Source organism: Streptomyces luteosporeus, from assembly GCF_039532865.1.
Lineage (GTDB): Bacteria > Actinomycetota > Actinomycetes > Streptomycetales > Streptomycetaceae > Streptomyces > Streptomyces luteosporeus.
Genome location: NZ_BAAASL010000002.1, coordinates 42,191 through 65,839, shown reverse-complemented (window position 1 = coordinate 65,839; position 23,649 = coordinate 42,191). Strand labels below are relative to the sequence as shown.

21 protein-coding genes are annotated in these 23,649 nt (G+C 72.2%); 9 read left to right on the top strand and 12 right to left on the bottom strand.

Annotated features, from left to right (window positions below; translation table 11 throughout):
• Positions 1-49 precede the first annotated feature (49 nt).
• Positions 50-610, top strand: a complete 561-nt coding sequence (locus ABD361_RS02465) for a bacterial proteasome activator family protein (RefSeq protein WP_344432952.1) — start codon at positions 50-52, stop codon at positions 608-610.
• 67 nt (positions 611-677) lie between these two features.
• Here ABD361_RS02465 and ABD361_RS02460 read toward each other — a convergent pair whose 3' ends face one another.
• A complete protein-coding gene (locus ABD361_RS02460; RefSeq protein ID WP_344432951.1) occupies positions 678-2,375 on the bottom strand; it encodes a protein kinase domain-containing protein in 1,698 nt (565 codons plus the stop codon).
• Between the two features lie 329 nt (positions 2,376-2,704).
• Here ABD361_RS02460 and ABD361_RS02455 point away from each other — a divergent pair, with 329 nt between their 5' ends.
• Positions 2,705-4,357: a protein kinase domain-containing protein gene (locus ABD361_RS02455; protein WP_344432950.1), complete on the top strand. Its 1,653-nt coding sequence runs from the start codon at positions 2,705-2,707 to the stop codon at positions 4,355-4,357.
• Between the two features lie 61 nt (positions 4,358-4,418).
• Here ABD361_RS02455 and ABD361_RS02450 read toward each other — a convergent pair whose 3' ends face one another.
• The 3 genes from ABD361_RS02450 to ABD361_RS02440 all read right to left on the bottom strand — a co-directional run bounded on the left by ABD361_RS02450 (position 4,419) and on the right by ABD361_RS02440 (position 6,771).
• Complete coding sequence (locus ABD361_RS02450) at positions 4,419-5,522, bottom strand: phosphotransferase (RefSeq protein WP_425583123.1); 1,104 nt, start codon at positions 5,520-5,522, stop codon at positions 4,419-4,421.
• A gap of 15 nt (positions 5,523-5,537) precedes the next feature.
• The gene (locus ABD361_RS02445; protein WP_344432949.1) at positions 5,538-5,981 is read right to left on the bottom strand and encodes a pyridoxamine 5'-phosphate oxidase family protein; all 444 of its coding nucleotides are present in this window, start codon (positions 5,979-5,981) and stop codon (positions 5,538-5,540) included.
• A gap of 130 nt (positions 5,982-6,111) precedes the next feature.
• Positions 6,112-6,771, bottom strand: a complete 660-nt coding sequence (locus tag ABD361_RS02440; RefSeq protein ID WP_344432948.1) for a response regulator — start codon at positions 6,769-6,771, stop codon at positions 6,112-6,114.
• A 360-nt stretch (positions 6,772-7,131) separates the two neighbouring features.
• On the opposite strand from ABD361_RS02440, the gene pdhA reads away from it, so the two are divergent.
• The 4 genes from pdhA (at position 7,132) to ABD361_RS02420 (ending at position 11,797) form a co-directional block, all read left to right on the top strand.
• Positions 7,132-8,277, top strand: a complete 1,146-nt coding sequence (gene pdhA, locus ABD361_RS02435) for a pyruvate dehydrogenase (acetyl-transferring) E1 component subunit alpha (protein ID WP_344432947.1) — start codon at positions 7,132-7,134, stop codon at positions 8,275-8,277.
• Between the two features lie 2 nt (positions 8,278-8,279).
• On the top strand, positions 8,280-9,260 hold the full coding sequence (locus tag ABD361_RS02430; RefSeq protein WP_344432946.1) for an alpha-ketoacid dehydrogenase subunit beta: 981 nt from the start codon (positions 8,280-8,282) through the stop codon (positions 9,258-9,260).
• A gap of 19 nt (positions 9,261-9,279) precedes the next feature.
• On the top strand, positions 9,280-10,749 hold the full coding sequence (locus ABD361_RS02425) for a dihydrolipoamide acetyltransferase family protein (RefSeq protein WP_344432945.1): 1,470 nt from the start codon (positions 9,280-9,282) through the stop codon (positions 10,747-10,749).
• A gap of 217 nt (positions 10,750-10,966) precedes the next feature.
• The gene (locus ABD361_RS02420; RefSeq protein WP_344432944.1) at positions 10,967-11,797 is read left to right on the top strand and encodes an MmyB family transcriptional regulator; all 831 of its coding nucleotides are present in this window, start codon (positions 10,967-10,969) and stop codon (positions 11,795-11,797) included.
• A gap of 149 nt (positions 11,798-11,946) precedes the next feature.
• Here the strand turns inward: ABD361_RS02420 and ABD361_RS02415 are convergent, their stop codons facing one another.
• Positions 11,947-12,726, bottom strand: coding sequence for a carbon-nitrogen family hydrolase (locus ABD361_RS02415; RefSeq protein ID WP_344432943.1), 780 nt, complete (start codon positions 12,724-12,726; stop codon positions 11,947-11,949).
• Positions 12,727-12,888: 162 nt separating this feature from the next.
• Here ABD361_RS02415 and ABD361_RS02410 point away from each other — a divergent pair, with 162 nt between their 5' ends.
• On the top strand, positions 12,889-13,719 hold the full coding sequence (locus ABD361_RS02410; RefSeq protein ID WP_344432942.1) for a maleylpyruvate isomerase family mycothiol-dependent enzyme: 831 nt from the start codon (positions 12,889-12,891) through the stop codon (positions 13,717-13,719).
• A 17-nt stretch (positions 13,720-13,736) separates the two neighbouring features.
• Here the strand turns inward: ABD361_RS02410 and ABD361_RS02405 are convergent, their stop codons facing one another.
• Positions 13,737-15,041, bottom strand: coding sequence for an MFS transporter (locus tag ABD361_RS02405; protein WP_344432941.1), 1,305 nt, complete (start codon positions 15,039-15,041; stop codon positions 13,737-13,739).
• Positions 15,038-15,700, bottom strand: a complete 663-nt coding sequence (locus ABD361_RS02400; protein WP_344432940.1) for a GntR family transcriptional regulator — start codon at positions 15,698-15,700, stop codon at positions 15,038-15,040. Before ABD361_RS02400 ends, ABD361_RS02405 begins: the two co-directional genes overlap by 4 nt.
• A gap of 141 nt (positions 15,701-15,841) precedes the next feature.
• On the opposite strand from ABD361_RS02400, the gene ABD361_RS02395 reads away from it, so the two are divergent.
• Positions 15,842-17,674: an NHL domain-containing thioredoxin family protein gene (locus ABD361_RS02395; RefSeq protein ID WP_344432939.1), complete on the top strand. Its 1,833-nt coding sequence runs from the start codon at positions 15,842-15,844 to the stop codon at positions 17,672-17,674.
• A 223-nt stretch (positions 17,675-17,897) separates the two neighbouring features.
• On the opposite strand, the gene ABD361_RS02390 is transcribed toward ABD361_RS02395, so the two are convergent.
• The 4 genes from ABD361_RS02390 to ABD361_RS02375 all read right to left on the bottom strand — a co-directional run bounded on the left by ABD361_RS02390 (position 17,898) and on the right by ABD361_RS02375 (position 22,157).
• The gene (locus tag ABD361_RS02390; RefSeq protein ID WP_344433266.1) at positions 17,898-18,122 is read right to left on the bottom strand and encodes a DUF6458 family protein; all 225 of its coding nucleotides are present in this window, start codon (positions 18,120-18,122) and stop codon (positions 17,898-17,900) included.
• 103 nt (positions 18,123-18,225) lie between these two features.
• Positions 18,226-18,900: a DUF4232 domain-containing protein gene (locus ABD361_RS02385; RefSeq protein WP_344432938.1), complete on the bottom strand. Its 675-nt coding sequence runs from the start codon at positions 18,898-18,900 to the stop codon at positions 18,226-18,228.
• Positions 18,901-18,952: 52 nt separating this feature from the next.
• Positions 18,953-20,245, bottom strand: a complete 1,293-nt coding sequence (locus ABD361_RS02380; protein WP_344432937.1) for a M18 family aminopeptidase — start codon at positions 20,243-20,245, stop codon at positions 18,953-18,955.
• A gap of 85 nt (positions 20,246-20,330) precedes the next feature.
• Positions 20,331-22,157 carry an acyl-CoA dehydrogenase gene (locus tag ABD361_RS02375; RefSeq protein ID WP_344432936.1) on the bottom strand — a complete coding sequence of 609 codons (1,827 nt, stop codon included), beginning with the start codon at positions 22,155-22,157 and terminating at the stop codon, positions 20,331-20,333.
• Between the two features lie 130 nt (positions 22,158-22,287).
• Between ABD361_RS02375 and ABD361_RS02370 the strand changes: the two genes are divergently transcribed.
• Positions 22,288-22,740 (top strand): SseB family protein, encoded by a 453-nt coding sequence (locus ABD361_RS02370; RefSeq protein WP_344432935.1) that lies wholly within the window; start codon positions 22,288-22,290, stop codon positions 22,738-22,740.
• Between the two features lie 17 nt (positions 22,741-22,757).
• On the opposite strand, the gene ABD361_RS02365 is transcribed toward ABD361_RS02370, so the two are convergent.
• Positions 22,758-23,645 (bottom strand): trypsin-like serine peptidase, encoded by an 888-nt coding sequence (locus ABD361_RS02365; RefSeq protein ID WP_344432934.1) that lies wholly within the window; start codon positions 23,643-23,645, stop codon positions 22,758-22,760.
• Between the last annotated feature and the right edge of the window lie 4 nt (positions 23,646-23,649).

The window sequence follows — 23,649 nt, the reverse complement described above, 5'->3', positions numbered from 1 at the left end:
GTACGGGGGCATCAACAGGGGGAAATCACCTGTGCGAGAGAATGGCGGCATGGATATGCCGAGGAATGAACGGTCGCAGGAGAGCCCGCACATCCTGGTCGTAGGACCGGACGGCATGGCTCTCGGCAACGCCAGCCCCGGCGGCGGGGAGGGCGACGACGAGCCGCGCGAGGTCCCGGTGACGGAAATGGTGGAACAGCCTGCCAAGGTCATGCGGATCGGCAGCATGATCAAGCAGCTGCTCGAAGAGGTCCGGGCGGCGCCTCTCGACGAGGCGAGCCGGGTCCGGCTCAAGGAGATCCACCGCGGCTCCATCAAGGAGCTGGAGGACGGCCTGGCCCCCGAGCTCGTGGAGGAGCTGGAGCGGCTGTCCCTGCCCTTCACCGACGGGACAATCCCCAGCGAGGCGGAACTGCGCATCGCGCAGGCGCAGTTGGTCGGCTGGCTGGAGGGGCTCTTCCACGGAATCCAGACCACCCTCTTCGCCCAGCAGATGGCCGCCCGGGCCCAGCTGGAGCAGATGCGCCGCGCCCTGCCGCCCGGCCTGACGGTCGAGGACGACCACGAGGGTCCGCAGCACGGCGGCGCCCGCTCGGGCCCGTACCTGTAAACACGCACGGACACGCACGGAAAGAGCGGGTGGCCGGCACCGGCCACCCGCTCTTTCCGTACGAACGCTACGAGCCCGACTCGCCCGTGGAGACCTGCAGCACGACCGTGCCGTTCTTGGGGTCGAACGGGTCGCCGGCCTCGGGCTGCTGGGTCATCACGGTGCCCTTGCCCCAGGTGTTCTCGTTGGTCACGTCCACGCGGTACTTCCAGCCCGCCGCCTGCAGGCACTCCTTGACCGAGTCGATGTAGAGGTACTTGAAGTCCGGCGTGGTCTTCTTCGACTTGTCCGAGTAGCTGTCGTACGCCTTGGTGCACTTCTCCGTCGGGATGGTCTTGGACTTGTCGCCGTCCTTGACCTTCGCCTGGGCGCCGGAGCCGCCGCCCGTGCCGCTCCCGCCGGTGGTGTTGCCGCCGCCCGGGGCGGGGGCCGCGGACTGCGAGCTGCCGCCGCCCTGGGCCTGGTTGTTGTTGTCGTCGTGGCCGCCCTTGTTCAGGACGATGGCCGTGATCACGCCGATGACGGCGAGCACGGCGACGACCGCCGAGCCGATGACGACCGGCTTGTTGCCCTTGCCGCCGCCGCTGCCGCTCACCGGCGCGTTGGGCGCCGCAGGCGCGGAGTACGGCGGCGGGGTGCCCGGACCGGCCTGGTAGCCGGCCGCCGGGGCCGCGTACGCCGGCGGGCCCTGCGGGGGCGTGGCGGGCCCGTACGGGCCGCTGTAGGGCCCCTGGGGCGCCGGCTGCGGCTGGTAGGGGGTCTGGAGCGACTGCGGGCCCGGAGCGGGCGCCTGGCCGTCGACGGGCGGGAAGACGGCCGAGCCGACGCCGGCGCCGCTGCGGGCGGGGCCCGTGCCGGGCACGATCAGGGGCGAGGGCGCGGCCTGGGCCGTGCCCACGACCCGGGCGCACTCGTCGCGCATGGCCTCGGCGCTGGGGAAGCGCTCGTTCGGGTTCTTCTTCAGCGCGCGGGCGACCAGGGCGTCCACGGCCGGCGGGACGGAGCGGTTGATCGACGAGGGGACCGGCGGCTCCTCCTGGACGTGCGCGTACGCGATGGCCAGGGGCGAGTCGGCGTCGAACGGCAGCCGGCCGGTGAGCAGCTCGAAGAGCATGATGCCGACCGAGTACAGGTCGGAACGGGCGTCCACGCCGCGGCCGAGGGCCTGCTCGGGGGAGAGGTACTGCGGGGTGCCCACGACCATGCCGGTCTGGGTCATCGAGGTCACGCCGGACTGCATGGCGCGGGCGATGCCGAAGTCCATGACCTTGACCACGCCGCGCTTGGTCATCATCACGTTGCCGGGCTTGATGTCCCGGTGGACCAGCCCCATCTCGTGGCTGACCTCGAGCGCGGCCAGCACGTCCGATGTGATCTTGAGCGCTTTTTCGGCGGGCATCGCGCCGAAGCGGGCCACGTCCTCGTCGAGCACCGAGCGCAGCGGCCGGCCCTCGATGTACTCCATGACGATGTACGGCATCGTGGTGCCGTCCAGCTCGTCCTCGCCGGTGTCGAAGACCGAGACGATGTTGGTGTGCGTGAGCTTGGCCACGGCCTGCGCCTCGCGGCGGAAGCGCTCGCGGAAGGAGGACTCGCGCCCCAGTTCGGTGTGCAGGGTCTTGACCGCGACCTGCCGGTCGAGCACCGTGTCGTAGGCGAGGTGGACGGAGGCCATGCCGCCTTCGCCGAGCAGGTCGCGCAGCTGGTAGCGACCGCGGCCGACGGACCGTCCGGCGTAGCGGGCCTGTGCGCCGTCCTGGCTCATGGTGTTGCTTCCCCCTCGGCGCTCGCCTGGTGATCCCGGTCGGGATCACAGCCGTCCGGCAAGCGCTCGGATCCGGCTGTTCTTCGGTTCATCCCGGCCAAGTCTGCCCCAGGCCGCGGGCACGTCAAGCCGCGTGCCCGTTCCGTGACCGGATGCGCGACAAGCCGTCACGGGATTTGCCTTGCTCATACCGGTACGGGTTTGATAGCCGGTCCATCCCGGACCGGAGCGCGGCGCGAAGGCTGTACCGTGCCCTAGCGGAAGAACCTACGAGTTTCCCCGCGCAATCGCCTCCCACGCGAAGCGGCCAGACACGACGGCGAGGACTGATGGCACAGACGCAGAGCGACCAGGGTCCGTCCGACCCTGACGCCAACGGGGCCGGAATGCCCGATGTGCCTGAAATGTGGGGCAATGGAGGGCTGGTCGGCGACGGCCGCTACCGCCTCACCCACCGGCTCGGCCGCGGCGGCATGGCGGAGGTGTTCGCCGCCGAGGACGTGCGCCTCGGCCGCACCGTCGCCGTCAAGCTGCTGCGCGCGGACCTGGCCGAGGACCCGGTCTCCAAGGCCCGCTTCACCCGCGAGGCACAGTCCGTCGCCGGCCTGAACCACCACGCCGTCGTCGCGGTCTACGACTCCGGCGAGGACACCGTCGGGCGCAACGTCGTGCCGTACATCGTCATGGAGTTGGTTGAAGGCCGCACCATTCGCGACCTCCTCCTCAACTCCGAGGCGCCGCCGCCCGAGCAGGCCCTGATCATCGTCTCGGGCGTGCTGGACGCGCTGGCCTACAGCCACCAGCACGGCATCGTGCACCGCGACATCAAGCCCGCCAACGTGATCATCACCAACACGGGCGCGGTCAAGGTCATGGACTTCGGCATCGCCCGTGCCCTGCACGGCGCCGCCTCGACCATGACCCAGACCGGCATGGTCATGGGCACGCCGCAGTACCTCTCGCCCGAGCAGGCCCTCGGCAAGACCGTCGACGCCCGCTCGGACCTGTACGCCACCGGCTGCCTGCTGTACGAACTGCTCGCGCTGCGCCCGCCGTTCACCGGCGAGACCCCGCTGTCGGTGGTCTACCAGCACGTCCAGGACACCCCCGTGCCGCCCTCGCAGGTGCTCGGCGCCGTCCCGCCGGAGCTCGACGGGCTCGTCATGCGCGCCCTCGCCAAGGACCCGGACGACCGCTTCCAGAGCGCCGAGGAGATGCGCGGCCTGGTCCAGTACGCGCTGCAGATGCTGCACGAGGCCGGCAGCCACACCGGCCAGTGGAACACCGGCCCGGTCGACCAGGTCACCGCGGCCACCCAGGTCATCGGCGGCGCGGGCCCCGGCATGGCGGCCACCACCGCGCTGCCGCAGGTCCCGCAGCACGGCGGCCCCGCGCAGCCGCCGCTCATCCCCCGGCGCAACGGCGGCGACGAGGGCGGCTTCGACGGCTACAACGGCCCCCGCGGGGGCGGCGGCCGCGGCAACGGCGGCGGCCGGGCCCGTACGGTCCTGCTCGCGGCGGTCGCGCTGATCGTGATCGTGGCGGGCGCGGTGTGGGCGGTGAAGGCGATGAACACGAGCGACACCACCGGCAACAACAAGCCGGACAAGACCACCGTCTCGCCTTCCGTCTCCGACTCCCCGAGCCCGAGCAAGTCGCACAGCAAGAAGCCCGGCAACGGCGGCACCGACCACAACAGCACCACCGGCGGCGACTCCGGCGACCGGGGCAGCTGGACGGACCCGAACGAGGACGACCAGACGACCGCCCCGTCCAAGGGCACGCACTCCTCGACGCAGCCCTCGGGCAACCCCTCCACGGAGCCGTCGAACCCGGGCAAGCCGTCGGACGGCGGTGACAACAAGCCCTCGGGCCAGCCGTCGGCGCCGACCGAGCCGACCGGCAACACCGGGACGTCCGGCAACCCGGGCACCACGGGCAACCCCGGCGGCACCACGACCCGCGGGGCCACCGGAGGCTGAGACGCGCCGAGCGGCCCTGCGGGGCCGCTCGGTTCGTTTTCGGTGCGGGTTCGGGCCCGTTTCAGTCCGTGAAGGCGTCGCGCACCGCGTCGTACGCGCGCGTCCACCACACCGACAGGGCCGCGGACGCCGGGAAGCCGGGGTCGGCGCGGTGGTCGCCGAGCTGGTAGCGCCAGCGCAGCATCCAGAAGTCGTTGAGCCGCTCCCACCACACGCGGTGCACGGCGGCCGCCAGCTCCGCCGCGTCGGCTCCGGCGGCCCGGCGGTAGGCGCGGGCGTACGGCCGTACCTTCACCAGGTCCAGCGTGCCGTCGGGCCGCAGGAAGAAGATCACCGCGGCCCGGACGGCCTCCTCGGCGCGCGGTTTGACGCCCAGCCGGTCCCAGTCGACGATCGCGGCGGGCTCGCCGTCGCGGTAGAGCAGGTTGAGCGGGTGGAAGTCGCCGTGCACCCAGCCGCGGGCCGGGATGACCGCGGCGGGCGGCCGCAGGTGGGCGTAGCGCTCCAGCAGGGCGCGGCGCTCGATCAGGCGGTGCTCGGCCAGCTCGTCGAAGCAGTCGCGGGGGCGGCCGCGCCTGCCGCGCCGTACGAGCTCCAGGAGCTCCTCGATGAGGGCGAACGTCTGTGCCGGGTCGGCGGCGGCGTCAGGGGCGCCCGTGGCGCCCTCGGCGGCCCGTTCCGCGGCGGGGACGCCCGCGCGGCCCGCCATGACCTGTTCCAGTGAGGTGTGGACCTTTCCCAGCAGCGCGCCCAGGCGGCGGGACTGGGCGGCGGTGAGTTCGCCGCCGTCGCGGTGCCTGCCCTCGACCCAGGGGTGCAGGGCGTAGCAGCGGCCGCCGAGGACGGCGACGGTGTTGCCGTCGGCGTCGGGCACGGGCGGGGCCACGGGCAGGCCGATCTCGCCGAGGCGGCGGGTGGCCTCGTGCTGGTGGGAGATGGCGTCGCGGTCGCCGTCGAGGTGGTGCTTGAGGAAGAAGCGTCCCCTGGTGGTGGAGAGGCGGTAGCCGCGGTTGAGGAGGCCCTCGGTCAGCGTTTCGCAGGAGACGGGTTCGCCGGCACGTTCGTAGCGCCGCAGCAGGGTGCGCAGGGTGCCGTGGTCGGGCAGGGTGCCGTTGTCAGGTGGAGCGTCGGGTGGGGCACAAGGGGATACAAGTGAGCGCGGCACGTCCCAAATGTTAGTTCACGCAGCGTGCACGGAGCGTCGCGCGGGAACGCCTTCGAGGTGGTGCAGGCTGATGAACTGGGGTTCTATGCACAGGTATTCGGCCTGGAAGGGCTCGCCGTCCGCGGTGTGCGGGGCGCGGCCGAAGCGGGCGAGCTCCTCGGGCCGCGGGGTGATCACCCGTGCGGTGCCGACGAACTGCACCGTCCACACCGCCTCGTCCCCCTCCTCGCGGTCGGCGAGGTTGTCCGCGCCGTACGCCACGACGCTGCCGTCGCAGGCCTGTGCGTAACCGAAGCCGCCGTGCAGCCGCAGCAGGACGCGCGCGGGGGCGTCATCGGCCACGATGTGCCGGGCGACGGTGACGAACGGCAGGGCGCGCATGCTCACGGAGACGCGGCCGTAGGGGGTGCGGGCGAGCAGATCGAGGGCGCGCCGTTCGTCGGGGTATGCGGTTGGCATGGGCACCACTTTGCCGTGCGGGTGAACGGGCCCCCAGGGGCTCCCGGCCCTGGGGAATGGGACGTAAGTCCTTACTTCACGTTTATCAATGCTCGTCAGCGTGGTCGCCGGCGCAATGCCGCGCACATTCTCAGCGCTTTTCCGCCTGCAAACGGGCGACGTAGGCGGCGGCCTGGGAGCGGCGCTCCATGCCGAGCTTGGACAGCAGGCTGGAGACGTAGTTCTTGATGGTCTTCTCCGCCAGGTGCAGCCGCTCGCCGATGGCGCGGTTGGTCAGCCCCTCGCCGATCAGGTCGAGGATGCGGCGCTCCTGGTCGGTCAGGGAGGCGAGCCGGTCGTCGCCGCGGCCGCCCGTGCCGTCCCGCAGCCGCTCCAGCACCCGGGCGGTGGCCACCGGGTCCAGCAGGGACCGGCCGGCCGCCACGTCCCGTACGGCCGAGAGCAGCTCGGTGCCGCGGATGGCCTTGAGGACGTAGCCCGCCGCCCCCGCCATGATCGCGTCGAAGAGCGCCTCGTCGTCGGCGTACGAGGTGAGCATCAGGCACTTGACGCCGTCGTCCTGCGAGCGGATCTCACGGCATACTTCGACTCCGCTGCCATCCGGAAGACGAACGTCCAGTACGGCGACGTCGGGGCGGGTGGCCGGAATGCGCACGAGCGCGTCGGCGGCCGTCCCGGCCTCGCCGACCACCTCGATGTCCTCCTCGCCGGAGAGGAGCTCATGCACGCCGCGCCGTACGACTTCATGGTCGTCAAGCAGAAATACCGTGATTTTTCGTTGCTCGCGCACGCTGCCAGTCTCACACATCGACTCTTCCCCCGCCCGAGTCCTCCGGGATAACGTGCCCCCGTTCCGGCCGCTCGCAAGGCGCTGACCAGTGGAAGTGTCCCCGCATTGGCCCGGCTTTCTCGATTTACTTGGAAATCCAAGCAAAATCGCAGGTCAAGCGGGGTTTCGCAGGAATGCCCCCCACTGGGTAACGTGCTTATTGCAGGCCATTGGCCGGGGCGCCTGTCACGCCCGGTTCCGGCCTCGGCACACCCACCCCGTGTGCCGCCGGGGATCGAGCGAGCCTCTTCCCGCCCCACGGCGGGGGGACCCCCTCTGGCCGCCGGCGACCCCGGGGGCCGGACAGACGGAGGAGCACACGTGACCGTGGACAGCACTGCCGCGCGCAAGCCGCGACGCAGCAGCAAGCGCGCCGGGGCCAAGAAGGCCGCCGGCGAGAGCGAACTCGTCCAGCTGCTGACGCCGGAAGGCGAACGGGTCGAGCACCCGGACTACTCCATCGACCTGTCGCCCGAGGAACTGCGGGGTCTGTACCGCGACATGGTGCTGACCCGCCGCTTCGACGGCGAGGCCACCACCCTGCAGCGGCAGGGCGAACTGGGCCTGTGGGCCTCGCTGCTGGGCCAGGAGGCCGCCCAGATCGGCTCGGGCCGGGCCACCCGTGACGACGACTACGTCTTCCCCACCTACCGCGAGCACGGCGTCGCCTGGTGCCGCGGCGTCGACCCCACCAACCTGCTGGGCATGTTCCGCGGCGTGAACAACGGCGGCTGGGACCCCAACGAGAACAACTTCCACCTCTACACCATCGTCATCGGCTCGCAGGCGCTGCACGCCACCGGCTACGCCATGGGCGTGGCCAAGGACGGCGCCGACTCCGCCGTCATCGCCTACTTCGGCGACGGCGCCTCCAGCCAGGGCGACGTGGCCGAGGCCTTCACCTTCGCCGCCGTCTACAACGCGCCCGTGGTGTTCTTCTGCCAGAACAACCAGTGGGCCATCTCCGAGCCCACCGAGCGCCAGAGCCGCGTCCCGCTGTACCAGCGCGCCCAGGGCTACGGCTTCCCCGGCGTGCGCGTCGACGGCAACGACGTCCTTGCCGTCCTCGCCGTCACCCGTGCCGCGCTCGACCGCGCCCGCAGCGGCGAGGGCCCCATGCTCATCGAGGCGTTCACCTACCGCATGGGCGCCCACACCACCTCCGACGACCCCACGCGCTACCGCCGCGACGAGGAGCGGGAGCTGTGGGAGGCCAAGGACCCGATCCTGCGCCTGCGCGCCCTGCTGGAGCGCGAGGGCCACGCCGACGAGGCGTTCTTCACCGAGCTCGAGGCGGAGAGCGACGCGCTCGCCAAGCGCGTGCGCGACACCGTGCGCACCATGCCGGACCCGGACGACATGGCGATGTTCGAGCACACCTACGCCGACGGCCACGCGCTCGTCGACGAGGAGCGTGCACAGTTCTTGGCCTACCAGGCGTCGTTCGCGGACGAGGAGAGCAAGTAGTCATGGGCACCGAGAAGCTCACGATCGCCAAGGCGATCAACGCCTCCCTGCGCACCGCACTGGAGAGCGACCCCAAGGTCCTCGTCATGGGCGAGGACGTCGGCAAGCTCGGCGGCGTCTTCCGGGTCACCGACGGGCTGCAGAAGGACTTCGGCGAGGAGCGGGTGATCGACACCCCGCTGGCCGAGTCCGGCATCGTCGGCACCGCCATCGGCCTGGCCCTGCGCGGCTACCGCCCCGTCGTGGAGATCCAGTTCGACGGCTTCGTCTTCCCGGCGTACGACCAGATCGTCACCCAGCTGGCCAAGATGCACGCCCGCGCGCTCGGCAAGGTCAAGCTGCCCGTCGTCATCCGCATCCCCTACGGCGGTGCCATCGGCGCGGTCGAGCACCACAGCGAGTCGCCCGAGGCTCTGTTCGCGCACGTCGCGGGCCTGAAGGTGGTCTCGCCGTCGAACGCGCAGGACGCGTACTGGATGCTGCAGCAGGCCATCCAGAGCGACGACCCGGTGATCTACTTCGAGCCCAAGCGCCGCTACCACGACCGCGCCGAGGTCGACACCACCGCGATCCCCGGCCCCCTGCACGCCGCCCGCACGGTGCGCGAGGGCACGGACCTCACGCTCGTCGCCTACGGCCCCATGGTCAAGACCTGTCTGGAGGCCGCCGCGGCGGCCGCCGAGGAGGGCAAGTCGCTGGAGGTGATCGACCTGCGGTCGGTCTCCCCCATCGACTTCGACACCGTGCAGAAGTCGGTCGAGAAGACCCGCCGGCTCGTCGTGGTGCACGAGGCACCGGTGTTCTTCGGCTCGGGGGCGGAGATCGCCGCGCGCATCACCGAGCGCTGCTTCTACCACCTGGAGGCCCCCGTCCTGCGGGTCGGCGGCTACCACGCCCCCTACCCGCCCTCGCGGCTGGAGGACGAGTACCTGCCCGGCCTGGACCGGGTGCTCGACTCCGTCGACCGGGCGCTGGCGTACTAGGGGAGAGGGTTTCGTGACCATGACTGCAAGCACCCAGCGCTTCCGCGAGTTCAAGATGCCGGACGTCGGCGAGGGACTCACCGAGGCCGAGATCCTCAAGTGGTACGTGAACGTCGGCGACACCGTCGCCGACGGCCAGGTGGTCTGCGAGGTCGAGACCGCCAAGGCGGCCGTCGAACTGCCGATCCCCTTCGACGGCGTGGTGCACGAGCTGCGCTTCCCCGAGGGCACGACCGTCGACGTCGGCCAGGTGATCATCTCCGTGGACACCCAGCCCGGCGCGGGGCCCGCGGAGGAGGCCCCGGCGGCCACCGCTGCCCACGCGGAGAGCCGCGCCGAGGCCGCCCCGGCGCTGCCGGACGAGGCCGAGGCCGAGCCGCAGGGCCGGCAGGCCGTGCTGGTGGGGTACGGCGCGGCGCCGTCGTCCACCAAGCGCAGGCCGCGCAAGGCGCGGCCGGAAGCGGGTACGGGTACGGCCTCGGTGGCCGCAGCCCTGCAGGCCGAGCTGAACGGGCACGCTCCCGCGGCCCCCGTGGCCCCCGTGGCGCCGGCTGCGCCCGGTACGGGCGCCGTACCCGCGCAGGGCCGCGCGCTGGCCAAGCCGCCCGTGCGCAAGCTCGCCAAGGACCTGGGCGTCGACCTGGCCTCCGTCACCCCGACCGGCCCCGGCGGGGTCGTCACCCGTGACGACGTGCACGCGGCCGTCGCGGCGGCGACGCAGGCCGCACCCGCCGCCCCCGCCGCGGAAGCGGCTGCCGCGCCGGCCGCCGAGGCCCCGGCGTACGGCGCCCGCGAGACGCGGATCCCCGTCAAGGGCGTCCGCAAGGCCACCGCGCAGGCGATGGTGGCCAGCGCCTTCACCGCGCCGCACGTCACGGAGTTCGTCACCGTCGACGTCACGCGCACGATGAAGCTCGTCGAGAAGCTGAAGTCCGACCCGGACATGGCGGGCCTGCGCGTCAACCCGCTGCTGCTGGTCGCCAAGGCGCTCCTCGTCGCCATCAAGCGCAACCCGGCGGTCAACGCCGCCTGGGACGAGGAGAACCAGGAGATCGTCCTCAAGCACTACGTGAACCTGGGCATCGCCGCCGCGACCCCGCGCGGTCTGATCGTGCCGAACATCAAGGACGCCCACACCAGGACGCTCCCGGAGCTCTCCCGGGCACTGGGCGAGCTGGTGGCGACCGCGCGCGAGGGGAGGACGAGCCCCGCGGACATGGCGGGCGGCACCGTCACGATCACCAACGTCGGCGTCTTCGGCGTCGACACCGGTACGCCCATCCTCAACCCGGGCGAGTCCGCGATCCTGGCCTTCGGGGCGATCAAGCTGCAGCCGTGGGTCCACAAGGGCAAGGTCAAGCCGCGCCACGTCACCACCCTGGCGCTGTCCTTCGACCACCGCCTCATCGACGGCGAGCTCGGCTCCCGCTTCCTCGCGGACGTCGCCGCCGTCCTGGAGGACCCCAAGCGCCTGATCACCTGGGGCTGACGGTAAAAGAAACACGGCAAAGGAAAACGGCAAAGGAAACAGGGCCCGGACGCATCTCTCCTCGCCCCCCTCCAGCGAGGAGGGAGCGCGTGTCCGGGCCCTGTTTCCGTGTACGGAGCGGCCTCGGGCCTCCACCCTGACAGAGGGTGGAATGGCCCGTGCTGGGCAATTTACTTAAGATTGACCGACACTTGCAGTGTCGGATTGGGAGGCCGCCGTGAAGGGCGCCGCTGGTCGTGCCGACGACGGCGAATCCATCAGCCGCCTGCTGCGGGCCTGGCGCGCACGCGTCGACGCCCGGACCGTCCCGGAACTGCGCTACGTCCACCCCCGCCCCGGGCGCCGGCTCTCGCAGCAGCACGTCGCCCGCATGACGGGCGTCAGCGAGGGGTGGTACCGCGCCCTGGAAGCCGGCCGGCGCCACGACTTCTCCGAGGGCTTCCTGCTGCGCGTCGCCGCCGCCCTGCGGCTGAGCGAGGACGAGACCCTGACCCTCTTCCTCGCCGTCACCGGCCGCCGCCCGCCCCGGCCCGCCGAGACCTGCGGCGACCTGCCCCAGGGCGTGCGCGCCCTGCTCGAACAGCAGGTCACCTACCCGGCGTACCTCTCGGACGGCGCCTGGAACATCGTCGCCGCCAACACCCTGATGGGCGAGTGGTTCCCGTGGGTGCTGCGGCCCCGGCCCAACCTGATGCGCTGGGCCCTGCTGCACCCCGAGGCCCGCGAGCAGATGCTCGACTGGGAGGACAGCTGCGCCCGCGTCTACCTCGCGATGCTCCGCGTGGCCGCCAACAGCAACCCCACCGATGCCGCGCTGCGCGTCCTCGTGAGCGAGATCCTGGAGGCCGACGCCGACTGCCGGCGCATCTGGGCCGAGGAGTTCGACGTCGTCGAACACCGCGACGGCCACGTTTTTCGCTTGCGCTTGCCGTACCACGACCATGCGGAGGTGCGGGTGACCAGCCATGTCCTGTTGCCGATACAGCGCATGGACCTGCGCTTCGTCTTCATCACGCCGGTGGACGGGCCGGCCGACGCGGCCGGTTAGCGCCGTTTAGGGCCTGCCCGGCGGATGCAGCGCCCCATAAGGGGCGCGGGGAACTGCGCGACAAGCCACGACGCGCCCGCGGTTGCGCGTCGGCTGCAGGCCGTCGGTGGCCGATCGCGCAGTTCCCCGCGCCCCTACGGGGCGCCGGGTCAGCGCAGTACGCGGTCCTTCAGGGCCGGGAAGTCCTCGCGGGTCTTGGCCACCCGGGCCATGTCCAGGTCCACGGTGAGGATCTCCTCCCGCTCACCGGCCTCCGCCAGCACCTCGCCCCAGGGGTCGACGACGAGGCTGTGGCCGGCCTGGGCGACGCCCGCGTGGGTGCCGGCGGTGCCGCACGCCAGGACGTAGGACTGGTTCTCCACGGCGCGGGCGCGGGCCAGCAGCGTCCAGTGCTCGCGGCGCCTGGCCGGCCAGCCCGCCGGGACGACGAAGGCCTCGGCGCCGGCGTCGACCAGGGAGCGGAACAGCTCGGGGAAGCGCAGGTCGTAGCAGGTCGCCAGGCCGACCGTGGTCTCCGCCAGGCGGACGGTGGTGGGCTCGGTGCCCGCGGCCATCAGCACGGCCTCGCCCTCGTCGAAGCCGAAGCGGTGGATCTTCCGGTAGGTGGCGGCGAGTTCGCCGGCGGGGGAGAAGACCAGGGAGGTGTTGTAGAGCCGGCCTTCGGCGTCCCGCTCGACGACGGAACCGGCGTGCAGCCACACGCCGGCCTCGCGCGCGGCCCGCGCCATGACCGCGGCCGTCGGCCCGTCCGCCGGTGTCTCGGCCTCCGCGGCGTACGCCTCGTACGCGAACGCGCCGACCGTCCACAGCTCCGGCAGGACAACGAGATCGCTGCCGCCCAGGCCGCGCACCAGTTCCGCGGCGCGCTCGCGGCGCGCGGGGACGGACTCGTCGGGATCGACACCCAGCTGGATCAACGAGGCGCGCACGGTACCACCACTCTCCCCATCCCTCCCCCGAAACCTCTGCCGGGGCGAGCTGTCGCAGCGTAACTTAGCCGGTGAGAACCCACGCAGCACTTGCTCCCCGCCACTTGCCACGTACGTACGCACGCGCCCACGCACGCACCAGCACCGCCGAGGGAACCGCCCGTGACAGTCCACCCCAGTCTGCAGCCCGCGATCGACGCCTGGACCCATTCCGTCGAATCCGTCAACGAGTTGGTCAAGCCCCTCGCCGAGAGCGACTGGAACCGGGCCACCGAGTGCCCCGGCTGGTCGGTGCGCGACGTCGTCTCGCACATCATCGGCGTCGAGTGCGAAATGCTGGGCGAACCACGGCCCATCCACACCCTGCCGCGCGATCTGCGCCACGTCACCGACGAGTTCAGCCGCTACATCGAGGTGCAGGTCGATGTGCGGCGCTGCCACACCGCGCTGGAGATGACCTCCGAGCTGGAGCTGACCATCATCCGGCGCTCGCGGCAGCTGCGCGGCGAGCACCGCTCGCCGCAGGCCACCGTGCGCTGGCCGCTGGGCAGCGGCACCGAGCGCACGCTCGAACGCACCCTGACCATGCGGGCGTTCGACGTGTGGGCGCACGAACAGGACCTGCGCCGCGCCCTGGGCGTCCCCGGCAACCTCGACTCGCCCGCCGCCGCCATCAGCCGCGACGTCCTGCTGGAGGCCCTGCCCACCGTCGTCGCCCGGGACGCCGGCGCGCCCGCCGGCACGGTCGTCGTCTTCGACGTGCACGGCCCGCTGGAGTTCCTGCGGACCGTACGGGTCGGCCCGCAGGGCAAGGCGACCGTCGACACCCGCGTCTCGCTCGGGCCGACCCTGACGCTCGGCCTGGACTGGGAGACGTACGCCCGCCTGGCCTGCGGCCGGGTGCGTCCCGAGGCGGTGGCCGGCAGCATCAAGACCGAGGGCGACGAGGAGCTGGCCCGGCGCATCCTGCACTCCTTCGCCGTCACTCCCTGAGGCCACGTCCGCCGCGGTCAGTTGGTGGTGCCGCTGTGCGGCACGGGCACGTGCACGGTCTCCACGCGCGAGGCCACGATCCGCTCCCGCTCGCGCCGCCGTGCCCGCCCGCGCAACCGGAGGATCTGCGTCAGGCCCAGGGCCTGCAGCACGAAGACCGAGGCGAACGCCGTGCGGAAGTCGTCGCCGGTGGCGTCCAGCAGCAGACCCACTGCCAGCAGGGTGGTGATCGAGGCGATGAAACCGCCCATGTTCACGATGCCGGAGGCGGTGCCCTGGCGCTCGGGCGGATTGGCGGGCCGGGCGAAGTCGAAGCCGATCATCGACGCCGGACCGCAGGCCCCCAGCACCACGCACAGCGCCACCAGCAGCGCCATCGGCGCCCGGCCCGGCCAGCACAGCACCGCCGTCCACATCAGGGCGGTGGCACCGAGCGTGCCGAGGGCCAGCGGCAGCCGCGCCGCGTGGTGGCGGGCGACGACCTGCCCGTAGACGAGGCCGACGGCCATGTTGGCCAGCACCACCAGCGTCAGCAGCGAGCCGGCCGTGCCGCGCGTCAGATGCTGGTCCTCGACCAGGAACGGCATGCCCCACAGCAGCAGGAAGACCATCGCCGGGAACTGCGTGGTGAAGTGCACCCACATCCCCAGCCGGGTGCCCGGCTCCCGCCACGCGCCGGCGATCTGCCGCCCGACGCCGCCGTGCCCGGGGCGCGCACCGGGGGCCGGGGCATGGCCTGCGGGGTGGTCCTCGAGGAAGACCAGCAGCAGGACGAGCACGAGCAGCCCCGCCGCCGCACTGCCCGTGAACGTCGCCGTCCAGCCCTCGTCGTGCAGCAGCCGGGCCAGCACGAGCGTGGAGACGAGGTTGCCGGCCATCCCGAACAGCGCGGCGACCTGCGCGATCAGCGGCCCGGTACGGGCGGGGAACCAGCGCGCCCCCAGCCGCAGCACGCTGATGAACGTCATGGCGTCCCCGCAGCCCAGCAGCGCCCGGCAGGCCAGCGCCATGGCGTACGCGTGCGAGAGCGCGAACCCCAGCTGCCCCACGGTGAACAGCACCGTGCCCAGCGCCAGCACCTTCTTGGTGCCCAGCCGGTCCACCATCAGGCCGACGGGTATCTGCATGCCCGCGTAGACCAGCAACTGGAGTATGGAGAACGTCGACAGCGCCGAGGCGTTGATGTGGAAGCGCGCCGCCGCGTCGATGCCCGCGACGCCCAGGCTCGTGCGGAAGGTGATGGCGACGAAGTAGACGGCGACGCCGATGCCCCACACGAAGACCGCCCGGCGGCCACCGGGCGGGTCGGCGGCCCGGCTCACCGCTCTTCCCCGCGCGCGAGGTTGCGCACCCAGCCGATGTGCCGGTCGACGACGGCGGTCGCCGCGTCGGAGTCCCCCGCGCGCAGCGCTTCGAGGATCTCGGTGTGCTCGGCGATGTTCTTGGCGATCCGGTCGGGGTGGGCGTGCATCACGGCCACGCCCATGCGCAGCTGGCGGTCGCGCAACTGCTCGTACAGCCCGGCCAGGATGCGGTTGCCGGCGTTGCGCACGATCTCGGCGTGGAAGGCGCGGTCGCTGTGCGAGACGGCGGCCAGGTCGCCGGCCGCGGCCTGCCGCCGCATGTCCGCCACCAGCCGCTCCAGCCGCCTCAGCAGCTCCGGCGGCGCCGGCACGGCCTTGGCCACCGCGTGCTTCTCCACCAGCAGCCGCGTCTCCACCACGTCCGCGATCTCCTGCGCCGACACGGCCAGCACGAGCGCCCCCTTCTTGGGGTAGAGCTTGAGCAGCCCCTCGCCCTCCAGCCGCAGCAACGCCTCCCGCACGGGCGTGCGCGAGACCCCGACCTCCTCGGCCAGGTCGCCTTCGGTGAGGAGCGTGCCCCCTTCGTAACGCCGCTGCAGTACGGCGTCCTTGACGTGCGCGTAGACGCGCTCGGCGGCGGGGGGACGTCTGGTCTGGACGGCGGGGGCGCTCGGCATGCGCACAGCATAGATACAACACAGATGCGTGATGAGCCCCTGTCCGCCATGTGGAACGCTCCCGGCCGTGGACGAGCCGTGGACGAGCCGAGGACAAACCGCTGTGATCCTCCGTTCATCAACGGATGGCACCCTGGTGACATGAACGCTGCCTCCCCCGCCCCGCGTCGTGCCCGCGTCCGTGCCCCCGAGCTGACCGGAAAGGGCGGCTGGCTCAACACGGGAGGCGAGCAGCTGACGCTCGCCGGGCTGCGCGGCAAGATCGTGATCTTGGATTTTTGGACCTTCTGCTGCATCAACTGCCTGCACGTCCTCGACGAGCTGCGCGAGCTGGAGGAGAAGCACCGGGACACCGTGGTCGTCGTCGGTGTGCACTCGCCGAAGTTCGTGCACGAGGCCGACCACCGGTCGGTCGTCGACGCCGTCGAGCGCTACCAGGTGCACCACCCCGTGCTCGACGACCCCGAGCTCGCGACGTGGAAGCAGTACGCCGTGCGGGCCTGGCCCACGCTCGTGGTGGTCGACCCCGAGGGGTACGTGGTCGCCCAGCACGCCGGGGAGGGGCACGCGCACGCGATCGCGCGCCTGGTCGAGGAGCTGGAGGCCGAGCACGGGGCCAAGGGCACGCTGCGGCGCGGCGACGGGCCGTACGTGGCGCCCGAGCCGGTCGCGGGCGATCTGCGGTTCCCCGGCAAGGCGCTGGTGCTGCCCGGCGGCAACCTGCTCGTCTCCGACTCCACGCGGCACGCGCTGGTCGAGCTCGCGCCCGACGGGGAGAGTGTGGTGCGCCGCATCGGCAGTGGTGAGCGGGGCCTGGCCGACGGGCCGGCCGAGGCGGCGCGCTTCAGCGAGCCGCAGGGGCTGGCGCTGCTGCCCGACGGCACGGTCGTCGTCGCCGACACCGTCAACCACGCCCTGCGCACGTACGACCCGGCCACCGGCCTCGTCGCCACCGTCGCCGGTACCGGACGGCAGTGGTGGCAGGGGTCGCCGACCGACGGCCCGGCCCGCGAGGTGGACCTGTCCTCGCCGTGGGACGTGGCCTGGTTCGACGGCCGCGTGTGGATCGCGATGGCCGGTGTCCACCAGCTGTGGACGTACGACCCGGCCGCCGGCACCGTCGCCGTCGCCGCCGGTACGACCAACGAGGGCCTGGTGGACGGGCCCGCCGGGCAGGCGTGGTTCGCCCAGCCCTCCGGGCTCGCGGCGGCCGGCGAGCGGCTGTGGGTCGCCGACTCCGAGACGTCCGCCCTGCGCTGGATCGAGAAGGACGGCGAGGGCTACGCGGTGCGCACCGCGGTGGGCACCGGGCTGTTCGACTTCGGGCACCGGGACGGCGCGGCCGGCCAGGCGCTGCTGCAGCACCCGCTGGGCGTGACCGCCCTGCCCGACGGCTCGGTGGCCGTCTGCGACACCTACAACCACGCGCTGCGCCGCTACGACCCGGCCGCGGGCGAGGTCACCACGCTGGCCACGGATCTGCGCGAGCCCTCCGACGCGGTGCTCGTCGACGACGACATCGTCGTCGTGGAGTCCGCCCGGCACCGGCTGACGCGGCTGCGGCTGCCCGAGGAGGCCGTACGGGTGGAGGCGGTGGCGCACCGCACGCAGCGGGAGGCGACGGCGGTCGCCGGCGGGAAGCTGCTGCTGGACGTGGTCTTCCAGGCCCCGGCCGGGCAGAAGCTGGACACGCGCTACGGGCCGTCCACGCGGCTGCTGGTGAGCTCGACGCCGCCGGAGCTGCTGGCGGAGGGTGCCGGCCAGGGCAGCGATCTGCGCCGCGAGCTGGTGCTGGCCGACGGGGTGGCCGAGGGGGTGCTGCACGTCTCGGCGATGGCGGCGTCCTGTGACGACGACCCGGCCAACGAGTACCCGGCGTGCCACGTCCACCAGCAGGACTGGGGCGTGCCGGTGCGGGTGGTGCCGGGCGGCGCGGAGCGGCTGCCGCTGGTGCTGGCGGGACTGGACGGCTGAGGCGGGGCCCCTACGGGGCGCGGCACGGCACCCGTCTGCGGGCGCGTCGTGGCTTGTCGCGCAGTTCCCCGCGCCCCTATGGGGCGCCCCATAGGGGCGCGGGGAACTGCGCGATCGGCCCGCGACGGCCCGCAGTCGACGCACCACCCCGAGGCCGGTCCGGCTGCGCCGGCCGTGCGCACCGCCGGCGCGGCGGGGGCGCCGCCCCGCACGCAGCGGAGCGTCACCGCACGAAGCGGTGGTCCTCCTCGACGACGGGCGCGGCCGGGGGCGGTGGCTGCGTCCGGCGGCGTTTGAAGATGCTGATGTAGGCGGCGAGGCCCAGGATGCCCGCGGCCATCAGCATCAGGCCCACGAGCGGCAGGTTGACCCCGTCGACGTGCCAGTCGACGGCGAACGTGAGGATGCCGCCCACGGCTATCAGGGCGACGCACCATCCCATGCCCATGCGGAAGCCTCCCATGCGATCGGCTCGCCGGTGGTGACCGGCCGGGCACTGGTGCGGCTACCCGGCCCGGTCGCGCCCATGCCGGGGCTCACCACTTGAGGGCTCACCACTTCAGGGCGGAGGCCTCGTCCGGCTGCCAGTACGTCGTGCGGGCGGTGTCGTCGACGCGGAGGGTGCCGCCGGGCAGGTCGGGGTGGGCGGGCTCGCTGGACAGCGGCTCGCCGGCCGGGGTCTGGAAGCCGACCGAGATCTGCTCGGCGTCGTGGCCGCTGCCGCCGGAGCCGTCCGCGGCGGAGGCGAGCACCCCGGCGTAGGCGGACTTGCCGGGGGCGAGGGTGAGCCTGCCCTGCGTCCGGCTCTTCTCCTCGACGCCCACCGTCGCCTGGTCCTGGTCGAAGCGCAGGAAGGGGAAGCCGTAGGCGACGCAGGCGGCGTCGGAGGTGTTGGTGGCCACCAGCACCACGTGGTGGGCCGGCGAGCTCACGGCCTTGACCTCGACCTTGACCGTCCCGGGGCCGCAGGCGTCGCCCTTCTCCCCCGCCTTGTCGTCGACCGTGGTGCCGGCCTCGCCGTCGTCCTCCCCGCCCTCGCCGCCGCCCTCGTCCCCGGCGAGCGTCTGCGGCTCCGGGGCGGCGGACGGGCTGCCGGTGGCGGCGGCCTGCTGCTCGTCCTCGGCCTGGCCGCTCCCGGAGTCCGAGCCGCCGCCGCAGGCGGTCAGGGTGAGGGCGGCCGCGGTCGTGAGGGCGGCGACGGCGATCCGCAGGGTGCGGGTGGTCATGGTGCTTCCCCCGGGGGAGTGGGAACGGTGCGGGTGGCGGATGTGTGTGGGCTCAGCCTTCCAGGAAGGCGGTCAGTGCGGAAGCCAGGAGGTGCGGGTCGTCGGAGCCGCACAGCTCGCGGGCGGAGTGCATGGAGAGGATCGCCACGCCGATGTCGACGGTGGTGATGCCGTGCCGCGCTGCGGTGATGGGGCCGATGGTGGTGCCGCAGGGCATGGAGTTGTTGGAGACGAAGTGCTGCCAGGGCACGCCCGCGCGCTCGCACGCCGCGGCGAAGAGGGCTCGTCCGTGGCCGTCGGTGGCGTAGCGCTGGTTGACGTTGACCTTGAGGATCGGGCCGCCGTTGGGCATGGGGTGGTGGCCGGGGTCGTGGCGCTCGGCGTAGTTGGGGTGGACGGCGTGGCCGGTGTCGGAGGACAGGCACACGGTGCCGGCGAAGGCGCGGGCGCGGTCCTCGTACGTGCCGCCGCGGGCGAGGACGGACCGTTCCAGCACGGTGCCCAGCAGCGGGCCCTCGGCGCCGGTGTCGGACTGGCTGCCGTTCTCCTCGTGGTCGAAGGCGGCCAGCACGGGGATGGAGGGCAGGCTGGCGGAGGTGGCGGCGGTGGTGAGGGCGGCGACGCCGGCGTGCACGGACAGGAGGTTGTCCATGCGCGGGCCGGCGAGCAGCTCGCGGTCGCGGCCGAGGTAGGCGGGCGCCTCGACGCTGTGCGTCATCAGGTCCCAGCCGGCCACCTCGTCGGCGGCCAGGCCGGCCTCCTCGGCGACGAAGCGGATCAGGTCGCCCTCGTGGACGTCGCCCAGGCCCCAGATGGGCGTCATGTGGCGCTGCTTGTCCAGTTTCAGGCCGTCCTGGTTGACGCCCCGGTCGAGGTGGATGGCCAGCTGCGGCACGCGCAGCAGCGGGCGGTCGACGACCACGAGCCGGTGGCTGCCGTCGCGCAGCGTCAGCCGCCCGGACAGGCCCAGGTCGCGGTCGAGCCAGGTGTTGAGCAGGGTGCCGCCGTAGAGCTCCACGGCCACCTGCCGCCAGCCGTGCGCACCGGTGTCGGGCAGCGGCTTGACGCGCAGGTTCGGTGAGTCGGTGTGCGCGCCGACGATGCGGAACGGGGAGGCGGGGGTGGCGCCTTCCGGCACGTACCAGGCGATGATCGCGCCGCCGCGCCGCACGAACTTCCCGCCGGCCTGCCCGTCCCAGGCGTCGGTCTCGGCGACCTCGCGGAAGCCGGCCTTCTGCAGCCGCTCGGCGGTGGTGGCCACCGCGTGGTACGGGGAGGGACTGGCGGCGAGGAAGGACATCAGGTCGTCGGTGTGGCCGCGGTCGAAGCGGTGCGCAGAGCTCATGCCAGCAGCATAAAGATGGGGGCAAGAGCCGGGCTGCCCTTTCGGGGGCCCGGCTCCTGCCCGTGAATCCATCGGTGGGGGCGCCTTAGAAGGCGGCCTCGTCCAGCTCCATCAGGGACCGGTCGACGGTCTCGGCGAGGACGCGCTCGGTGGCCACGCCCGGCAGGACGGTGTCGGCGAAGAACCTCGCCGCGGCGATCTTGCCGGTGTAGAACGCCTTGTCCTTGGCGGAGGCGGTCGGCAGCTTCTCGGCGGCCACGGCGGCGCCGCGCAGCAGCAGGTAGCCGACGACGACGTCACCGGAGGCCATCAGCAGACGGGTGGTGTTCAGGCCCACCTTGTAGATGGACTTCACGTCCTGCTCGGTGGCGGCGAGGTCGGTCAGCATGGCGCCGACGATGCCCTCCAGGTCGACGGCGGCCTTGGCGAGCTTCTCGCGGGCCTCGGCGAGCTCCTCGCCGCCGGGGGCCTCGGCCAGGAACTTCTTGATCTCCTCGGACAGGGTGGTCATGGCCTGGCCCTGGTCGCGGACGATCTTGCGGAAGAAGAAGTCCTGGCCCTGGATGGCGGTGGTGCCCTCGTAGAGCGTGTCGATCTTGGAGTCGCGGATGTACTGCTCGATCGGGTACTCCTGCAGGTAGCCGGAGCCACCGAAGGTCTGCAGGGACTGGGCGAGCTGCTCGTAGGACTTCTCCGAGCCGTAGCCCTTGACGATCGGCAGGAGCAGGTCGTTCAGGCCGTGCAGGGCCTTGGCGTCCTCGCCCGCGGCCTCCTTGACCTGGATCTCGTCCTGGACGGCGGCGGTGTACAGCACGAGGGCGCGCATGCCCTCCGCGTACGCCTTCTGCGTCATCAGGGAGCGGCGCACGTCGGGGTGGTGGGTGATGGTGACCTTGGGCGCGGTCTTGTCCATGAAGTGCGCCAGGTCGGTGCCCTGCACGCGCTCCTTGGCGTACTCCAGCGCGTTGAGGTAACCGGTGGAGAGGGTGGCGATCGCCTTCGTGCCGACCATCATGCGGGCGAACTCGATGATGCGGAACATCTGGCGGATGCCGTCGTGCTTGTCGCCGATGAGCCAGCCCTTGGCGGGGTGCTTGTCGCCGAAGGTCATCTCGCACGTGTTGGAGGCCTTCAGGCCCATCTTGTGCTCGACGTTGGTGGCGTAGACGCCGTTGCGCTCGCCCAGCTCGCCGGTCTCGAAGTCGAACTCGTACTTCGGCACGAGGAAGAGGGACAGGCCCTTGGTGCCCGGGCCGTGGCCCTCGGGGCGGGCGAGGACGTAGTGGAGGATGTTCTCCGCCATGTCGTGCTCACCGGAGGTGATGAAGCGCTTGACGCCGGTGATGTGCCAGGAGCCGTCCTCCTGCTGCACGGCCTTGGTGCGGCCGGCGCCCACGTCCGAGCCGGCGTCCGGCTCGGTGAGGACCATGGTGGAGCCCCACTGCTTCTCGGTGGCGAGCTTGGCGATGTGCTTCTGCTGCTCGTTGCCCTCCTCGAAGAGGATGCCGGCGAAGGCCGGGCCCGAGGAGTACATCCAGATGGCGGGGTTCGAGCCGAGGATGGACTCGGCGTACGCCCAGATCAGCGAGCGCGGGGCGGTGGTGCCGCCGATCTCCTCCGGGATGCCCAGGCGCCACCACTCGGCGTCCATGTACGCCTGGTAGCTCTTCTTGAACGTCTCGGGGACGGGGGCGGTGTTGGTCTCCGGGTCGAAGACCGGGGGGTTGCGGTCGGCGTCGGCGAAGGACTCGGCCAGCTCGTTCTCGGAAAGGCGCGTGATCTCCGACAGGATGCTCTTCGCCGTCTCGACGTCCATCTCCCCGAAGGGACCGGTGCCGTACAGCTTGTCGCGGCCGAGGACCTCGAAGAGGTTGAACTCGATGTCGCGAAGATTCGACTTGTAGTGGCCCATGACAGACGGCTCCGTAGGTGACGGGAGGGCGTTCCTCTGTGCGTACCGGTCAGTAAGCAGCATGATGCTACCCGCCGGTAATAAGATGCAAGACCCGATCGACCAACTGTGACCCTTTACGCTTTGGGCCATGTACGGCTACGACCAGACCGCGGCACAGCAGGGTTACGCGCCTCCGCAGCAGCCGGGCGGCTACGGCGAGCAGCCGCTCTACCCCGAGCCGTCGCCCCCTTCCCTCGCCGACGCCGTGCGCGCCTTCACCACCGGCCAGATGTCCGCCGAGGACTTCCAGACCGTCTTCTCCGGCTCCAAGGTCTACTGCCCGCGCGGCGACAACCCCGGCTTCCTCGCCCTGCACAACACCCAGCAGCCGGTGATCCCGATGTTCACCTCGCTCAAGGAGCTGCGGCGCTACGCGGGCAAGGAGTCGAAGTACTTCGTGATCACCGGCGCCGAGGTGCTCGACCTGCTGCCGACCGGGTACGGCTTCGTCCTCGACATGGAGGGGGACCATCGCATCGTCTTCGACGCGAAGTCCGTCGAGCAGATGGTGGACTTCGCCATGCGCCGGATGTATGGCTGAGGCTGCTTCACCCGTTTTCATCCCTCCGTGGCGCGGCGGTACAAACGCGCCACCGCGTCGCCGAAGTACGTGCTGTACGAGGTCTCCTCGTCGCCGCCCTCGTCCTTGCCGCCCAGCACGCCCACCAGCGTCGCGCCGTCGTCCGCCAGGAACGGGCTGCCGCTGGTGCCGTTGAGCAGGCCCTCGCAGTCGAACCGCAGCTGCGTCGCGCCCTCGGCCTGCGTCGTGCCGCGGCAGGCCACCGGCCGCTCCCCGTCGTTGGGGTAGCCCACCACCCGGGCCGGGCCCCGCGCCGGCGGGTCGAAGCGGATGCGGGCCGCGCCGGTCGCCCGTTCGAGTGAGCCGTCGCCCTCGGCGGGCTCCATCCTCAAGAAGGCCACGTCGTAGTCGGGGTCGCGGTCCTCGGTCCACTCCGGGGCCACGTCGATCGACCGGGGCACCCACACCCCGTACGGCGCCGCGCCCCGGTCGTAGCCGGGGACGAAGGCCAGGTCCGTGCGGAAGCCGTCCATGTACACGCAGTGCGCCGCGGTGACCACCAGGTCGCCGGCCGCGCTGTGGACGACGCTCGCGGTGCAGCCATGCACCGGTTCGTCCTGGGCCGTGTAGAACAGCGGGCCGACCGCCGGCGAGGGGGCGGCCTCGGCCGCCGCGCCGTCCTCGGTGGCGGCCGCCTGCGGGGCGCCCAGCGGGCGCTGGCCGCCCTCGTGCACGGCCTCCTTCATGCGCTGCGCGCTCCGCTCGGCGACCTGCCGGGGCTGGGCGTAGTGCCCCTTGCCGTCCCCGGCCGCCAGCGGTGCGTCCGTGGCCAAACCGCGGTGCGCCACGAGCAGGGCGACGGCGGCCAGGACCAGCGCGATGGCGGCGACGGCGAGGCCGCCGCGGGCTCTGAGACGGGAGCGCATTGAT

Excerpts from the sequence above, each read along its gene's own strand:
- ABD361_RS02365 (WP_344432934.1), bottom strand. The coding sequence starts at position 23,645 with ATGCGCTCCCGTCTCAGAGCCCGCGGCGGCCTCGCCGTCGCCGCCATC.
- ABD361_RS02400 (WP_344432940.1), bottom strand. The coding sequence starts at position 15,700 with ATGCCGAGCGCCCCCGCCGTCCAGACCAGACGTCCCCCCGCCGCCGAG.
- ABD361_RS02375 (WP_344432936.1), bottom strand. The coding sequence starts at position 22,157 with ATGGGCCACTACAAGTCGAATCTTCGCGACATCGAGTTCAACCTCTTC.
- ABD361_RS02395 (WP_344432939.1), top strand. The coding sequence starts at position 15,842 with ATGAACGCTGCCTCCCCCGCCCCGCGTCGTGCCCGCGTCCGTGCCCCC.
- ABD361_RS02460 (WP_344432951.1), bottom strand. The coding sequence starts at position 2,375 with ATGAGCCAGGACGGCGCACAGGCCCGCTACGCCGGACGGTCCGTCGGC.
- ABD361_RS02465 (WP_344432952.1), top strand. The coding sequence starts at position 50 with ATGGATATGCCGAGGAATGAACGGTCGCAGGAGAGCCCGCACATCCTG.
- ABD361_RS02445 (WP_344432949.1), bottom strand. The coding sequence starts at position 5,981 with ATGCCAACCGCATACCCCGACGAACGGCGCGCCCTCGATCTGCTCGCC.
- ABD361_RS02380 (WP_344432937.1), bottom strand. The coding sequence starts at position 20,245 with ATGAGCTCTGCGCACCGCTTCGACCGCGGCCACACCGACGACCTGATG.
- ABD361_RS02455 (WP_344432950.1), top strand. The coding sequence starts at position 2,705 with ATGGCACAGACGCAGAGCGACCAGGGTCCGTCCGACCCTGACGCCAAC.
- ABD361_RS02370 (WP_344432935.1), top strand. The coding sequence starts at position 22,288 with ATGTACGGCTACGACCAGACCGCGGCACAGCAGGGTTACGCGCCTCCG.
- ABD361_RS02425 (WP_344432945.1), top strand. The coding sequence starts at position 9,280 with ATGACTGCAAGCACCCAGCGCTTCCGCGAGTTCAAGATGCCGGACGTC.
- ABD361_RS02430 (WP_344432946.1), top strand. The coding sequence starts at position 8,280 with ATGGGCACCGAGAAGCTCACGATCGCCAAGGCGATCAACGCCTCCCTG.
- ABD361_RS02390 (WP_344433266.1), bottom strand. The coding sequence starts at position 18,122 with ATGGGCATGGGATGGTGCGTCGCCCTGATAGCCGTGGGCGGCATCCTC.
- ABD361_RS02385 (WP_344432938.1), bottom strand. The coding sequence starts at position 18,900 with ATGACCACCCGCACCCTGCGGATCGCCGTCGCCGCCCTCACGACCGCG.